At 41.8% G+C, this 14334-nt stretch carries 15 protein-coding genes; 14 read left to right on the forward strand and 1 reads right to left on the reverse strand.

The features are described 5' to 3' along the window. Positions 1-358 precede the first annotated feature (358 nt). From FFM68_RS08895 to FFM68_RS08950, 12 genes are all read left to right on the forward strand, one after another. On the forward strand, positions 359-1153 hold the full coding sequence (locus FFM68_RS08895; RefSeq protein WP_137618985.1) for a TIGR00282 family metallophosphoesterase: 795 nt from the start codon (positions 359-361) through the stop codon (positions 1151-1153). A 15-nt stretch (positions 1154-1168) separates the two neighbouring features. Continuing rightward, positions 1169-1552, forward strand: a complete 384-nt coding sequence (locus tag FFM68_RS08900; protein ID WP_137618986.1) for a YlbF family regulator — start codon at positions 1169-1171, stop codon at positions 1550-1552. Next, positions 1552-4107 carry a DNA mismatch repair protein MutS gene (mutS, locus tag FFM68_RS08905; protein ID WP_137619036.1) on the forward strand — a complete coding sequence of 852 codons (2556 nt, stop codon included), beginning with the start codon at positions 1552-1554 and terminating at the stop codon, positions 4105-4107. Before FFM68_RS08900 ends, mutS begins: the two co-directional genes overlap by 1 nt. 15 nt (positions 4108-4122) lie before the next feature. Beyond that, positions 4123-6093: a DNA mismatch repair endonuclease MutL gene (gene mutL / locus FFM68_RS08910; protein WP_137618987.1), complete on the forward strand. Its 1971-nt coding sequence runs from the start codon at positions 4123-4125 to the stop codon at positions 6091-6093. 21 nt (positions 6094-6114) lie between these two features. Further along, positions 6115-6672, forward strand: coding sequence for a Maf family protein (locus FFM68_RS08915; RefSeq protein WP_137618988.1), 558 nt, complete (start codon positions 6115-6117; stop codon positions 6670-6672). Positions 6673-6886: 214 nt separating this feature from the next. Further along, a complete protein-coding gene (gene msrB / locus FFM68_RS08920) occupies positions 6887-7312 on the forward strand; it encodes a peptide-methionine (R)-S-oxide reductase MsrB (protein WP_137618989.1) in 426 nt (141 codons plus the stop codon). 122 nt (positions 7313-7434) lie between these two features. After that, positions 7435-7863, forward strand: coding sequence for a CidA/LrgA family protein (locus FFM68_RS08925; RefSeq protein WP_137618990.1), 429 nt, complete (start codon positions 7435-7437; stop codon positions 7861-7863). After that, the gene (locus FFM68_RS08930; protein ID WP_371852015.1) at positions 7844-8542 is read left to right on the forward strand and encodes an LrgB family protein; all 699 of its coding nucleotides are present in this window, start codon (positions 7844-7846) and stop codon (positions 8540-8542) included. Before FFM68_RS08925 ends, FFM68_RS08930 begins: the two co-directional genes overlap by 20 nt. 51 nt (positions 8543-8593) lie before the next feature. Further along, on the forward strand, positions 8594-10048 hold the full coding sequence (locus tag FFM68_RS08935) for a helix-turn-helix domain-containing protein (protein WP_137618992.1): 1455 nt from the start codon (positions 8594-8596) through the stop codon (positions 10046-10048). A gap of 149 nt (positions 10049-10197) precedes the next feature. Continuing rightward, a complete protein-coding gene (ruvA, locus tag FFM68_RS08940) occupies positions 10198-10791 on the forward strand; it encodes a Holliday junction branch migration protein RuvA (protein ID WP_137619037.1) in 594 nt (197 codons plus the stop codon). Positions 10792-10804: 13 nt separating this feature from the next. Next, positions 10805-11806 (forward strand): Holliday junction branch migration DNA helicase RuvB, encoded by a 1002-nt coding sequence (ruvB, locus tag FFM68_RS08945; RefSeq protein WP_137618993.1) that lies wholly within the window; start codon positions 10805-10807, stop codon positions 11804-11806. A 15-nt stretch (positions 11807-11821) separates the two neighbouring features. Beyond that, entirely contained in the window at positions 11822-12397 is a 576-nt protein-coding gene (locus FFM68_RS08950; RefSeq protein ID WP_137618994.1) for a TetR/AcrR family transcriptional regulator, read from the forward strand. A gap of 12 nt (positions 12398-12409) precedes the next feature. On the opposite strand, the gene FFM68_RS08955 is transcribed toward FFM68_RS08950, so the two are convergent. Further along, on the reverse strand, positions 12410-13372 hold the full coding sequence (locus FFM68_RS08955; RefSeq protein WP_137618995.1) for a 2-hydroxyacid dehydrogenase family protein: 963 nt from the start codon (positions 13370-13372) through the stop codon (positions 12410-12412). 54 nt (positions 13373-13426) lie between these two features. Here FFM68_RS08955 and FFM68_RS08960 point away from each other — a divergent pair, with 54 nt between their 5' ends. Beyond that, on the forward strand, positions 13427-13888 hold the full coding sequence (locus FFM68_RS08960; RefSeq protein WP_137618996.1) for a low molecular weight protein-tyrosine-phosphatase: 462 nt from the start codon (positions 13427-13429) through the stop codon (positions 13886-13888). A 65-nt stretch (positions 13889-13953) separates the two neighbouring features. Continuing rightward, on the forward strand, positions 13954-14316 hold the full coding sequence (locus FFM68_RS08965; protein WP_137618997.1) for a hypothetical protein: 363 nt from the start codon (positions 13954-13956) through the stop codon (positions 14314-14316). The last annotated feature ends 18 nt before the right edge of the window (positions 14317-14334 follow it).

Genomic DNA, 14334 nt, shown 5'->3' on the forward strand with positions numbered 1-14334 from the left:
GAATGAACGGTACCACCTTTTGTTTTACTCTTTCGCAGACGATGACAGCTATCTGCTAGCCGGATAATGGTGGCAGCCACAATGTTCTACTTATCGACATTGACTCAGGAATGATGTTCAAAATAGGTTGGACTGCCGTTTCCCACCAATAACGGCTCTCTGAGAATCCTATGCTAAATCTACTGTTTCCCTCTATGTTTTTTGTAATTAATTTTTAATCATTATAACAGAAACAAAAAAGATTGCAATAATTTTTTGCTAAATTTTTTTCTAGTCCGACTAGATAAGGGAATCTTTTAATTTTAAGCGAAAACAACTATAATAAGACGAGATGCTTAACTAGAGAAGGGGAAAAAAAGTGCGCTTACTATTTATTGGGGATGTTGTCGGTTCTTTAGGTCGGCAAGTATTGAGTGATTATTTACCGCGCCTAAAGAAGAAGTACCATCCACAGTTGACGATCGTCAACGGAGAAAATGCGGCTGCGGGTCGTGGAATCACGGAAAAAATCTATAAGAAATTTTTACAAGACGGTGTAGATGTTGTTACAATGGGCAACCATACATGGGATAACCAAGCAATCTTTGATTTTATTCCTGATGCAAAAAAAATGATCCGGCCAGCGAATTTTCCAGCGGGTGCACCAGGCAAAGGTCATTTGTATGTTAAAGTAAACGATTTGGAACTGGCGATCATCAATTTGCAAGGCCGATCATTTATGACAGACTTGGATGATCCTTTTCGGATTGGCGATCAACTGATCACAGAAGCACAAAAACGCACACCTTATATTTTTGTGGATTTTCATGGCGAAACGACGAGTGAAAAACAAGCGATGGGCTGGTTTGTAGACGGCCGTGTTTCAGCCGTAGTTGGTACCCATACACATGTTCAAACAAACGATGCACGAATCTTGCCAAAAGGTACCGCTTATTTAACTGATGTCGGGATGACAGGACCATACGACGGTATTTTAGGAATGAAAAGAGAACCGGTCATTGAGAAATTTATGACGGCATTGCCGCGCCGCTTTGAAGTAGTAGAAGAAGGCCGGTCACTATTATCGGCTTGTGTGATCGATATTGATAAAAATGGTCATGGACAAAAAATTGAAACGATCTTGATCAACGAAGATCGTCCATTCAGAGAATAGAAGCAGAGGGATAAGATGAATTTAAAAGATGAAGCCGCCGTTGATGCGGCTTTAACGCATTTAACGGCATTATTAAGTGAAAACGAAGTCATTCTTGACTATCAGCAACTTAAAAAGCGAGTAGCCGAAAATGATACGCTGAAGGAATTGGAAGAAGGAATCAAGACCGCTCAAAAAAACGCGGTCCAGTTTGCTCATTACGGGAAGCCCGAAGCGGAGCGTGAAGCATTGAAAGAAGCAGATCGCTTAACAAAAGAATTTGATCGCTCCCCTTTAGTGACCGCTTATCGCGAGCAACTATATGAAGCCAACGACTTGTTGCAGCACTTGACGACTATGATCCAAAAAGAAGTCAATGCTGCCTTAGAAGCAGAATCAACTAGAGAAGGGGAGCAATGATGCCTCAAAAAACGAAAAATACGCCGATGATGGAACAATATTTGGCGATCAAAGAACAATACAAAGATGCCTTTTTATTTTATCGTTTGGGAGACTTTTATGAGCTTTTCAATGAAGATGCGATCAAAGTTTCACAACTGTTAGAGTTGACGCTGACGAGCCGCAATCGAAATGCTGAAGATCCGATCCCGATGTGCGGTGTTCCCCATCATTCGGCTCAAGGGTATATCGATACACTGGTCGAACAAGGCTACAAAGTTGCTATTTGCGAACAAATGGAAGATCCAAAGCAAGCCAAAGGCATGGTCAAGCGGGAGGTCGTCCAACTGATCACACCAGGAACAGTAATGGAAGGCAAAGGAATCGAAGCAAAAACGAATAACTTTTTGACTGCGGTCATCCAAGTGAAAGATAAATTCGGTTTTGCTTATGCAGATTTATCGACAGGTGAATTGAAGACTGCGTTGCTGCACGACGAAGAAGCAGTGATGAATGAAGCCACAGCTTTGCAAACAAAGGAACTTATTTTAGGCAGTGAGATTCCCGAACAGCTGCAAAAAAATTTGGCGGAGCGACTTGGTTTAGTTTTTTCTAAACAAGAGACGATCGAAGATAATGCTGAGTTTAGTTTTTTGACTGCTGATTTGACGAATGAATTAGAAAAAGAAGCCACAGGTAAATTGTTGACCTATCTATCTGTCACACAAAAACGTAGCCTGGGTCACATCCAAAAAGCAGAAGAATATCAACCGGAACATTTCTTGAAGCTGGATTATTTTTCTAAGACGAATTTAGAATTGACTCGTTCGATCCGAACAGGAAAAAAACAAGGGACGTTATTGTGGTTATTGGATGAAACAAAAACAGCGATGGGTGGACGTTTATTGAAACAATGGATCGACCGTCCCTTGATCCAAAAGCGTCAGATCCAGGCAAGACAAGCGATGGTTGCATCTTTATTGACTGCATATTTTGAACGGATGGATTTGAACGAGTCTTTGACGAAAGTTTATGACTTAGAACGCTTGGCTGGTCGTGTCGCTTTTGGTAATGTCAACGGACGCGATTTGATTCAATTAAAAACATCATTGATGCAAGTGCCGCAGATCCGTCAATTATTGACAGGGATCAATCAAGGGGAATGGAATGATTTGTTGGTAGATATGGAACCAATGGATGATCTCGTCGCTTTGATCGAAAAAGCTATCAATGAAGAGGCGCCGTTGCAGATTACTGAAGGCAATGTCATTAAAGACGGTTACGATGAACAATTGGATCAATACCGAAAAGCCATGAAAAACGGCAAAACTTGGTTGGCTGAATTAGAAGCTCGCGAGCGTGAAGCAACGGGAATCAAAACATTGAAAGTCGGCTACAACCGCGTATTCGGTTACTACATCGAGATCACTAAATCCAATCTTTCCAACTTAGAAGAAGGCAAGTACGAGCGGAAACAAACGTTGGCCAATGCGGAAAGATTCATCACACCAGAACTGAAAAAACTAGAAACATTGATTTTAGAAGCTGAAGAAAAATCGGTCGCGTTAGAATACGATCTTTTCTTAAAGGTACGCAATGAAGTCAAAAAAGCAATCACGCGTTTGCAAAAATTGGCAAAAAGTTTGAGTGCGACGGATGTGCTGCAAAGTTTTGCAACGATTAGCGAACGGTATCAATATATCCAGCCGATAATGGAAACTGGCACCGCTAATCTGCAAATCAGTGAAGGACGTCACCCCGTCGTGGAAAAAGTTCTTGGTCACCAAGAATATATTCCAAATAGTGTGCATATGGATCCAGATGAAATGGTCTTATTGATCACCGGACCGAACATGTCTGGTAAAAGTACGTATATGCGTCAACTTGCTTTGACTGTGATCATGGCGCAAATGGGTTGTTTTGTTCCTGCTGAAAAAGCAGAGCTGCCGATTTTTGATCAAATTTTTACTCGAATCGGTGCCAGTGATGATTTGATCGCCGGTCAATCGACCTTCATGGTAGAGATGATGGAGGCCAATCAAGCTCTGCGTCATGCGACGCCGAATAGTTTGATTTTATTCGACGAGTTGGGGCGCGGTACCGCGACTTACGACGGGATGGCTTTAGCACAGGCAATCATTGAGTATATCCATAAACGTGTCAAAGCAAAAACATTATTTTCGACGCACTATCATGAGTTGACTGTGTTAGAAGATACATTGCCGAAATTAAAAAACGTCCATGTGGGGGCAGTTGAACAAAATGGTGAAGTAGTCTTCTTGCACAAATTGATGGAGGGTCCTGCTGATAAAAGTTACGGGATCCATGTGGCAAAGATTGCAGGGATGCCGACTGAATTATTAGCACGAGCAGCTACGATTTTAGCGGCTTTAGAAGCCGATACACCGGTTCAGCAAAAAGCCGAAGTCACAGAAGAAACGGAACAACTTTCATTGTTTAATGAAGTTTCGACCGCTGAGCTGAGTGTGGTGGACAGTCTTAAAAAAGCCAATTTACTTGAAATGAATCCTATGGAAGCTTTAAACTTCTTATACGAATTGCAAAAACGGATTTAACAAAGGAGGCATTCGATGGGAAAAATCCAAGAATTATCCGAACGCTTAGCCAATCAAATAGCTGCCGGTGAAGTCGTTGAACGCCCGGCATCTGTCGTAAAAGAATTGGTCGAAAATGCGATCGATGCCCAAGCGACACAAATAGATATTTTGATTGAAGAAGCTGGTTTGAAAAAAATCCAGATCGTAGACAACGGCGAAGGTATCAGCCAAGAAGATGTCGAAAATGCTTTTAAGCGCCACGCTACCAGTAAGATCCATAGTCGAGACGACTTGTTTCGTATTCGGACGTTAGGATTTCGTGGAGAAGCTTTGCCGTCAATCGCCTCTGTTTCTGAACTGACATTAGAGACTGCAACGGCAGATGAAACGCAAGGATCATATTTGGTTTTAAAAGGCGGAAAGGTCGAGGAACATCGGCCAACTTCATTACGAGTAGGAACGAAGCTTACCGTAGAAAACCTTTTTTTCAATACTCCTGCTCGGCTGAAATATGTCAAAACATTACAAACAGAATTGTCGAAGATCGGTGATATCGTCAACCGAATGGCGTTGAGTCATCCACAAATTGCGTTTCGCCTTGTTCATGACGGTCATAAGATGCTGACGACGAGCGGCAGCGGTGACTTGAAACAAACACTTGCCGGTATTTATGGCGTAGCGACTGCTAAAAAAATGTTGAAGATTGAAGCCAAAGACTTGGACTTCAACTTAAAGGGCTATGTTTCGCTGCCAGAAGTAACGCGAGCAAGCCGCAATTATCTTTCTGTGATCATTAATGGCCGCTACATCAAAAATTATGCGCTGAACAAAGCAATTGTCCAAGGCTATCAGTCTAAACTGATGGTCGGTCGCTATCCGCTTGCGGTATTGGAGATTACTATGGACCCGCTACTAGTCGATGTGAACGTCCATCCGACAAAACAAGAAGTACGTTTGTCGAAAGAAAAAGAATTGACTGAATTGATCAGCCAAGCTATCGCTGAAAGTTTGCGCCAAATTAATTTGATCCCAGATGTCGGCGAAAATCCAAGTTTTAAACGAAAAGTTGAAAAAATCCAAACGGAACAATTAGACTTGCCGCTAGAAGAACAGCCAAAGAAAAAAAGCGATTTGAATTATGATCCGAAGACGGGCATTTTTTATGTTGAACAAACATCTGAACCACCTGTTTCAATTAAAGAAGAGCCGTTTGAAGCAAGTAAGCCGCTACCGCTGAAATCAGAAACAGAACAAGTAGCGACAGCGGAAATCTCGCCGACCACACCGGAAGAAGCAGATGAGTATGTTGAACTGGCTAGCACGGATCATCCTGAGTTTGATTTAAGTACGCAATCGGGTGAAAAAGTCATCGAGCAGGCGATTACTAAATTGGAGCAGGAAAAGCTGCAAGAACGCTTCCCGTTGTTAGAATATTTTGGTCAGATGCATGGAACGTATTTATTTGCTCAAAGCAAAGACGGGTTGTACATCGTTGATCAGCATGCAGCTCAAGAACGAATTAAATATGAGTATTTCCGCGAAAAAATCGGGGATGTCTCGGCTGATTTACAAGAATTATTAGTTCCCTTTGTTTTGGATTACCCGAATAACGATGCGATCAAATTAAAAGAACAAACGGAGTTGCTCCAAGAAGTCGGCATCTATTTAGAAGAATTTGGGCCGAATAGTTTTATCGTCCGAGCCCACCCAACGTGGTATCCGGCAGGACAAGAAGAAAGTATTATTCGCGAGATGATCGAGATGCTTTTGATCACCGGTTCTGTCAGCGTTAAAAAATTCCGCGAGGCAACAGCAATCATGATGAGTTGTAAACGATCGATCAAAGCCAATCATCATTTGAATGAGGCGCAAGCCCGTGTGCTACTGACTGATTTGGCACAATGTGAAAATCCGTTTAATTGTCCGCATGGTCGGCCAGTTTTGATCCACTTTAGCAACAATGATATGGAACATATGTTTAAACGAATCCAAGATCCTCATTGATCATGGGTAAGGAGTAGAAGAATGACAGTTATTTTAGCTTCACAATCACCAAGACGAAAAGAATTATTGCGTTGGTTGATCTCTGATTTCATCGTTCAACCGGCTGATATTGATGAAGAAGTCAAAGATCAGTATGCCCCCGAAGAATATGTGATGGAAATGGCACGACAAAAAGCAGCGGTCATCGCTGCTGATAACTTTGATGCATTAGTTATCGCCAGCGATACCGTTGTAGTGCTGGATGAAAAGATTTTAGGAAAACCTAAGAGTCGGCAAGAAGCCTTTGATATGTTGAAAGGCATGAGCGGCGGCAGTCATTTGGTTTATACGTCGGTAATGCTCCGTAGAAAAACACAGTTGGAAGAACGATTGACATCTGCGAAAGTAACGTTTTATCCCTTGAGCGATGAAGAGATCAATCGGTATCTTGATAGCGATGATTATAAAGACAAGGCAGGAGCATACGGTATCCAAAATGGTGCAGGCGTCTTTGTTGAACGTATTGAAGGCGACTATTACAGCATCGTAGGCTTTCCTGTAGGGACCGTGAATCAAATGTTGAAAAATTTTGAACAATGATCGATGAGCTTTTTGCTCGTCGATTTTTTTTCACCTGAATTTTCGAAAGGCTCGTATGCAAAGTGAGGGAAGGACGACTTGGAAAAAAGTGTGTGAACCGTTTGCTAGTTTTCAAAAATTGTTTAATAACCAAGTGATCATGAGCAGATTCTTCGTTTCTTTTTGTGTGCGGGCGTATGCTTATTTTATTCAAAAATGAAAGCGAGGAATTACGATGAATGAAGAATTGAAACAGAAACTTTCACCGATAGAATATGCAGTGACGCAAGAAAATGCGACCGAGCGACCTTTTTCTGGAAAATATGATGACTTTTATCAAAAAGGAATCTATGTCGATGTCGTCAGCGACGAACCGTTGTTTTCTTCCAGCGATAAATATGATGCTGGCTGTGGCTGGCCGTCTTTCAGCCAGCCAATCGAAAAACGCGGCGTTGCAGAAAAAGCAGATTTTTCTCATGGCATGCATCGGGTAGAAGTTCGCAGTAAAAAAGGCGATTCGCATTTAGGTCATGTTTTTAGTGATGGTCCACAAGATCAAGGAGGACTACGCTATTGTATCAATTCTGCGGCACTGCGCTTTGTTCCATTTGATGAGATGGAAGCGGCAGGTTATGGTGAATATAAAGCAGTAGTAAAATAAGTTGTCCCGATTTTTCGGTGCAACTTTTTTCAGAAAATGTCTAGAAATTATACAAAACTTGGTGAGGTGCCGCGTCTTTTTTAGGTATACTAGAAACATCCTATTTAGAGAAGGCGATATTTATGAAAATGTTTAAAGAATTGAGTCTGTTGCTGCTGTATTCTATTCTTGGCGAAGGGTTGCGGATGTTTCTTCATTTACCGGTACCAGGAAGCATTATCGGCATTTTGCTATTATTTCTTTCTTTCCAAACCAAAATTTTGAAACCAACCGCAATTGAAGACACGGCGAATTTCTTATTGAATCATTTAACTATTTTATTTGTACCGGCAGGTGTCGGTTTAATGCAATATTACGGAGCAATCAAATATACTTGGCCGATTTTATTAGGAGCTGTTGTTCTCTGCTCATTAGTTTCTCTTGTAGCAGTTGGAAAAACGGCAGAGTTAGTTGAAAAAGTTGGTCTAAAGAGCCGTGCAGAAAAATTGCATTTGCTTGAAAAAGTTGAAAGTCTGCGAGGTGAGGCGGATGATCTCAGCGCTGGCGAGTAACCCGCTTTTCGGGTTGGCTTTGACGTTATTGATTTATACGGTGATGGAAAAACTTTTGAGCAAAGTCACTATTCCTTTTATCAATCCGCTGATCGCAAGTGTCGTCATTATTATCGTCTTATTGAAATTCAGTGGGATCAGCTACAAAGATTACAACATGGGTGGAAATTTGTTTACCATGATGATCACACCGGCGACCGTGGCATTAGCTTTGCCGCTGTATCAGAATTTTGACAAGCTGAAAAAATATTTTTTACCAGTGATTTTAGGAACTTTAGTTGGTGTCGTCCTTAATTGTTTATTGAGTGTTGGAATCGGGCGATTGTTCTCATTGAATCAAGGAATCGTCGTTTCTTTATTGCCAAAATCTGTAACAACAGCGATCTCTGTCGATCTTTCTAGTCAGATGGGAGGGATCTCACCTGTTACTTTGGCGATCGTGGTCTCTACTGGGATTTTCGGTGCTTTAGTAGGAACGAAAGTCTTTGAAATCTTCAACATCAAAAGTCCTGTGGCACAAGGAATCGCTTTAGGCAGTACATCTCATGCAATCGGTACAGGCCGAGCAATCGAGATTGGCGAGTTGGAAGGGATTTTGTCTGGCTTGTGTATTTGTGTCAATGGTTTAGTGACTGTAGCGTTGCTGCCGGTATTGTTTCGCTTATTTGAAAGTTTTTAGTAACCACTCCTTGCGCTCTTTTGCTAAAATAAAGCGTGAAGGAGTTTTTTTATGTATATAGAAGCGCTGGAATTACAAAATTACGAGAAAGAAATTTATTTTGGTGTCCGTTTACTGGAATTGATGGATGATGGTCAGACTCACAAAAAAAGTGATCTGGCAAAAGCACTGACGTTAGATACGCGCAGTGTCCAACGATTACTGGAAGATCTAGGGAAAAATTATCTGCGTTTTACTGAAGCAGATCTGCCCTTGTTTGAAAAAAACGGCAATAGTTATCGGCTTTTGATCGCCAACCAAACGATGGAACAGAATCAGTTTCTCGTCGACTTGATTCGGCATTCGTTGGCTTATCGCTTGCTAGATCTTTTGATCGCCGGCAATGTTCGAACGATCAAAGAACTGAGTGAAAAGCTGTTTCGCAGCGAGTCGACGATCCGACGGAAATTAAAAGAAATCCGTAAAGAATTGGCGCCGCTGCAGTTAACGATCGAACGCGGCGAGGTGATTTTCAACGCACCAGAGGCAGTTATTCGAATGTATTTATCTGTCTATTATTGGCGCTTGTTTCGCGGCAAAGATTGGCCGTTTGCGCCGCTGCAGCATGAGTTGGTGGAAAAAGTCAGTCGCGCGATCCAACGTTTTTTTCAAGTCGATTTGAATCCGATCAAGGAACAGCGGCTGGAATATTTAGTAGCAGCCCATTTACTGCGCGAGGTCCAGCATTATCCGCTAGAAAAAGATCATCAAAATGTGCTGAAAAATGATCCGCTGTTTAAAGCTTTTTCTCGTCAATTGAAGGTTGTGATGCCGCCTTATTTCCGCAAACAGGGCCCGTTAGGAAATCTGTTTTTAAATTTATTGACGCGGGAAGAATATTATCATGAGCCAGCTATCACGGAGAAAATCCATCGCTTGCTGGCAAAAGCGCCGTTTTCGGTGATTGCTGAAGTGGAAACGATGTATCAATTATTAGAAAAGAAAATCAATGATGCTCCGACATGGAAAAAATTCCAGACGTTGCAGGCGGAAAATTATTTGATCAGCGGGCATCTGTACCATCGCTTATTTCCGATGATCCGTTTCAACATCAACGGCAAAGCCTTTTGGACGATGGTCACACAACAACAGCCTAGACTAGTTGCTTTTGTGGCGGATATTTTAGCGGATCAAGGCGGAAGCGAGTCGATTTTATTCGGCCGTTACTTATCGGTTTTACGCCGTTTGCCCGAGTTGACGGTGCAACCTGTGTTACGGATTTTTTTACAGACTGATTTGCCGGAATTTGAAGAATTGATTTTAAAAGAAGATGTGCGTCGATTTTTGGCCAATGATTTTCAAGTTGTGTTTGCGGAAACATTGACTAATAGCGATCTTTGTTTAACGACGAGTTTGCTTTATGACAATGATGACGTCCCGACATTGGCGATTACACAAGAATTGCGAATGACGGATTATTTTGCCTTATTGCGGTTATTGCAAGGATTCGGCGGTAAGAGTTTTTAACCGCCGTCTTTTGTGCTAAAATGATGAGAACATATGTGCAGTTTATTCGTTGCAACTTCTGCATGTTTTAGTTAGATGGAATGAAAATAAAATCATTGGATGATCCTATTAATTCGGATCAATTTCTGCAACACAAGAAAGGAACAACTATGTACGAATATATTACTGGTCGATTGACATTCATCAGTCCAAGTTATGTAGTGTTGGATGTGAATGGTATCGGCTATCAAATCGCGCTAGGCAATCCCTACCGCTACAGCAGCAAGATGGAACAGTCTGTAACGATCTATGTCCAACAAATCATCCGTGAAGACGCGCATTTATTATACGGCTTTGAAACATTGGCTGAAAAAGAATTGTTTTTGCGGCTGCTTTCTGTATCAGGGATTGGACCAAAAAGCGGACTAGCAATCATGGCGAATGACGATCATCAAGGATTGATCCAGGCAATCGAAGCTGGTGACGTGACTTATTTGGTAAAATTTCCAGGTGTCGGCAAAAAAACAGCACAGCAAATGGTCTTGGATCTAAAAGGCAAGCTGACTGAATTAGTTGACGATCCGATGTCCTTATTTTATGAGGGCAATGACGATACAGCGCTGTCTGAAGCGATGGAAGCTTTGCAGGCGCTGGGCTACAGTCCAAAAGAAATCAAGAAAGTCGAAAAAGTTTTGGAAAAAGAATCATTGCCGAACACCGACGATTACTTGCGGGCAGCATTAAAATTAATGATGAAGAAATAGGAGGACGAGTGAAATGGATGAAGAACATTTGTTATCACCTGATGCAGATGAACGTGACAAAAGTTTAGAAAAATCATTGCGTCCTCGTTATCTTGCTCAATACATTGGACAAGACAAAGTAAAACAAGAGTTGTCGATTTATATCGAAGCGGCGAAAAATCGGCAAGAAGCGTTGGATCACGTCTTACTTTATGGACCGCCGGGCTTAGGAAAAACAACGATGGCGATGGTGATCGCCAATGAAATGGATGTGCAGATTCGCTCGACCAGCGGGCCGGCAATCGAACGACCAGGCGATCTTGTGGCGATTTTAAATGAGTTAGAACCTGGCGATGTCTTGTTTATCGATGAGATCCATCGGTTGCCGCGAGTAGCAGAAGAAACGTTGTATTCGGCAATGGAAGATTATTACGTGGACATTATGGTCGGCCAAGGTCCGACTGCTCATCCTGTGCATTTTCCTTTGCCGCCTTTTACATTAGTCGGAGCGACAACGCGGGCAGGGATGCTCTCGGCACCGTTGCGAGATCGTTTTGGGATCATTTCCCATATGGAATATTATGAAGAAAATGATTTGCGGGAGATCGTGTTGCGCTCAGCAGATATTTTTCAAACAGAGATCGTAGAAACCGGTGCAATCGAGATTGCGCGCCGTTCACGGGGAACACCGCGAATCGCCAATCGATTGTTAAAAAGGATTCGTGATTTCGCACAAGTTCAATCTAATGGAATGATCGATCAAAAAATCGCAGATCAAGCATTGCGCTTATTGCAAGTCGATGAAGCCGGATTGGATTATGTCGATCAGAAATTATTGAAAACTATGATCGAGCTTTATCACGGTGGTCCGATCGGCCTGAGTACGTTAGCGGTCAATATTGGTGAGGAACGGGAAACAGTTGAAGATATGTATGAACCGTATTTGATCCAAAAAGGGTTTATAAAACGGACACCGCGAGGACGGATGGCAACACCATTAGCTTACGAACATTTGAATTATCCTTATCAAGCATAGATCGAAGGTGGAAAAATGGCGGAAGGAAAAGCGACCAAAGAAACATTTGTCCAAGCGCTAGTCGCATTATGCCAAGAAAAAAATTACGACAAAATCACTGTTCAAGATATTAGCCAAGAGACCGGCTTGAACCGCCAAACATTCTATTATCACTTTAAAGATAAGAACGATCTGCTCCACTATGCGTATTATCAACATGGTTTGCAGTATCTAGTCTCTGATGAACTGGCATTGACGAATTGGGAAGAATCCGTGTTGAAGATGTTAAAAGAGATGCAGATTTTTCATCAATTTTATTTGAACACAGTCAAGTCGACACCCAAAGTACTGACTAAAGAATTCAATGAATTATCTAAACGGTTATTTTTCCGTCTGTTTGATGAAGTGGATCAAGAAGGCGCACTTTCATCTACGGATAAAGAATTTTATGCCCGCTTTTTAGCCCATGGCTGTGGTGGAATCTTAACGGATTGGCTTTTAGCCGGAGCGGATCAACCACCAATCACAATTGCGGCACAATTATTTCGTTTCGCGAAAGATATTGAATTTTTTGCCTATCGATTATATGAAAAAGACTGGCGTGAGCAGTAAGCTCACGTCAGTCTATTGGTTAACGATATAGTGGATTGGTTGTTTTTCAAAAAAAGCAATCGCATTTTTTGCGACAATGGCTGCCATATCATTGCGAGCTTCTACGCTAGCATTGCCGATATGAGGGGTCAAGATGACATTGCCCAACGTTTTTAAACCAGCGACGACTTCAGGTTCAAATTCATAGACATCTAAAGCTGCTCCAGCAATTTGTCGATTTTTTAGTGCTTGAAGCAAAGCCGCTTCATCGATCAACGGTCCACGGGCGGCATTGATTAAAAAGGCATTGTCTTTCATTTGTTCAAAGGTTTCGCTCGTCAATAAATGATGCGTCTCGGTTGTCAATGGCGCATGCAGACTCAAGATGTCTGCTTGTTGGATCAATTCAGTTTGGGAACAAAAAGTTGCCTGTAATTTTTTTTCCAGTTCAGGTGTTAGCTGTTGGCGTTGATTGTAAATGATCTTCATGCCAAAGGCGGTCATCATCTGAGCGAGAGCCTGTCCGATTTGTCCCATACCGATGATTCCTAATGTTTTATCTTTTAATTCATGGCCTAAGAAAAAGAGCGGTGCCCAACCGTCAAAACCTTGCCCATGCATGAGCCGATCGCCTTCAACGATGCGGCGTGATAACGCGATGATCAAACCAGCAGTTAGTTCTGCAGTTGCATTGGTGGAAACTTTTGGCGTATTGGTTACATAGATATGTTTTTCTTTTGCATATGCCGTATCGATATTGTTAAACCCAGCGCCAAAGTTTGCAATCAGTTTTAGTTTCGGTGCGGCATCGATGACTTCTCGATCGACGAGTGTGGACAGTGGGCAGATCAAAACTTCACAGTTGGAGACATTTTTGATCAATTCTTCTTTTGTGATCAACTGATCGCCTGCATAGACCGTATAATCAAGTGCGGCATTTTTTAATAGTTTTGTGCCCAGCTCAGGTAGCTTGGCGGATAGATAAATTTGAGTCATTTGTGATCCCCTCGTTTCATTTCGATAAATTGACTATAGCACAGGAGGAATGACATGAAAAAGATTCTATTTGTTTGTATGGGAAATATCTGCCGTTCGCCAATGGCAGAAGCAATCTTTCGTGACGCGTTTCAAAAAGAACGGTTGGAAGACAAGTATGAGGTGGACTCAGCAGCGACGAGTCGTTGGGAAATCGGTAATCCGCCACATCAAGGAACTCAAAAAATATTGGCGCGTTACCATATTTCTGCGCAAGGGATGTCCGCTCGGCAAGTGTGTGCTGAAGATTTTTATACAGCTGATTATATTATCGGAATGGATCAAGAAAACATCAATGATCTGCAAGCAATCGCACCTGAAGGGACCGAAAACAAACTATATCTATACTTAGATCGTGTCCCTGGATATGCCGGAAAAAATGTCCCAGACCCTTGGTATACAGGGGATTTTGAAGAGACTTTTGATTTGATCCAAAAAGGTTTAAACGAATGGTTAACTTTTTTTGAAATCGATTAGATTCCTTGTTTTTTCTCAGGAATTTAAGTAAAATCTAACTACGCTCTTGAATAGGAGGAAGCTGAATGACTAAAAACGAGAAGCCTAAAAAGAATTTAATTAAGCTGTTTTCGAATTCGTCGTATCGTTTTATTTCGGACTTTTTGAATGATTCTGCTGAAAAACGTGCTCAAGAGCAAGCCAATGAGAATATTTTTCTCAAACTGAAAATGGCGGCTCTGCAAAATAGTTTAGTAGTCATTCAAGTTCAAGACGAGAAAGACGAAGAGAAATTCCAAACGATTTCTGGCTGGCTGCCCAAAGCGGTAAGCAATGATTCAATTGTAATCCGTACTCAAGAAAATCAATTAGTGATGCTGCCGATCGATCGAATCAAAAAAGTGACGACATTATCGCCAAACGGTGTTCAAGAAAGCATTTCGCGTTAAAAGTATTTCATACCTTTA

The sequence above is a fragment of the Enterococcus xiangfangensis genome (assembly GCF_005405365.1).
GTDB classification, from domain to species: domain Bacteria; phylum Bacillota; class Bacilli; order Lactobacillales; family Enterococcaceae; genus Enterococcus_A; species Enterococcus_A xiangfangensis.

Coding starts and splice junctions, on each gene's coding strand:
- ruvB (WP_137618993.1), top strand. CDS start 10,805: ATGGATGAAGAACATTTGTTATCACCTGATGCAGATGAACGTGACAAA.
- FFM68_RS08915 (WP_137618988.1), top strand. CDS start 6,115: ATGACAGTTATTTTAGCTTCACAATCACCAAGACGAAAAGAATTATTG.
- FFM68_RS08960 (WP_137618996.1), top strand. CDS start 13,427: ATGAAAAAGATTCTATTTGTTTGTATGGGAAATATCTGCCGTTCGCCA.
- FFM68_RS08955 (WP_137618995.1), bottom strand. CDS start 13,372: ATGACTCAAATTTATCTATCCGCCAAGCTACCTGAGCTGGGCACAAAA.
- FFM68_RS08965 (WP_137618997.1), top strand. CDS start 13,954: ATGACTAAAAACGAGAAGCCTAAAAAGAATTTAATTAAGCTGTTTTCG.
- mutL (WP_137618987.1), top strand. CDS start 4,123: ATGGGAAAAATCCAAGAATTATCCGAACGCTTAGCCAATCAAATAGCT.
- msrB (WP_137618989.1), top strand. CDS start 6,887: ATGAATGAAGAATTGAAACAGAAACTTTCACCGATAGAATATGCAGTG.
- FFM68_RS08950 (WP_137618994.1), top strand. CDS start 11,822: ATGGCGGAAGGAAAAGCGACCAAAGAAACATTTGTCCAAGCGCTAGTC.
- FFM68_RS08935 (WP_137618992.1), top strand. CDS start 8,594: ATGTATATAGAAGCGCTGGAATTACAAAATTACGAGAAAGAAATTTAT.
- FFM68_RS08900 (WP_137618986.1), top strand. CDS start 1,169: ATGAATTTAAAAGATGAAGCCGCCGTTGATGCGGCTTTAACGCATTTA.
- mutS (WP_137619036.1), top strand. CDS start 1,552: ATGCCTCAAAAAACGAAAAATACGCCGATGATGGAACAATATTTGGCG.
- FFM68_RS08925 (WP_137618990.1), top strand. CDS start 7,435: ATGAAAATGTTTAAAGAATTGAGTCTGTTGCTGCTGTATTCTATTCTT.
- ruvA (WP_137619037.1), top strand. CDS start 10,198: ATGTACGAATATATTACTGGTCGATTGACATTCATCAGTCCAAGTTAT.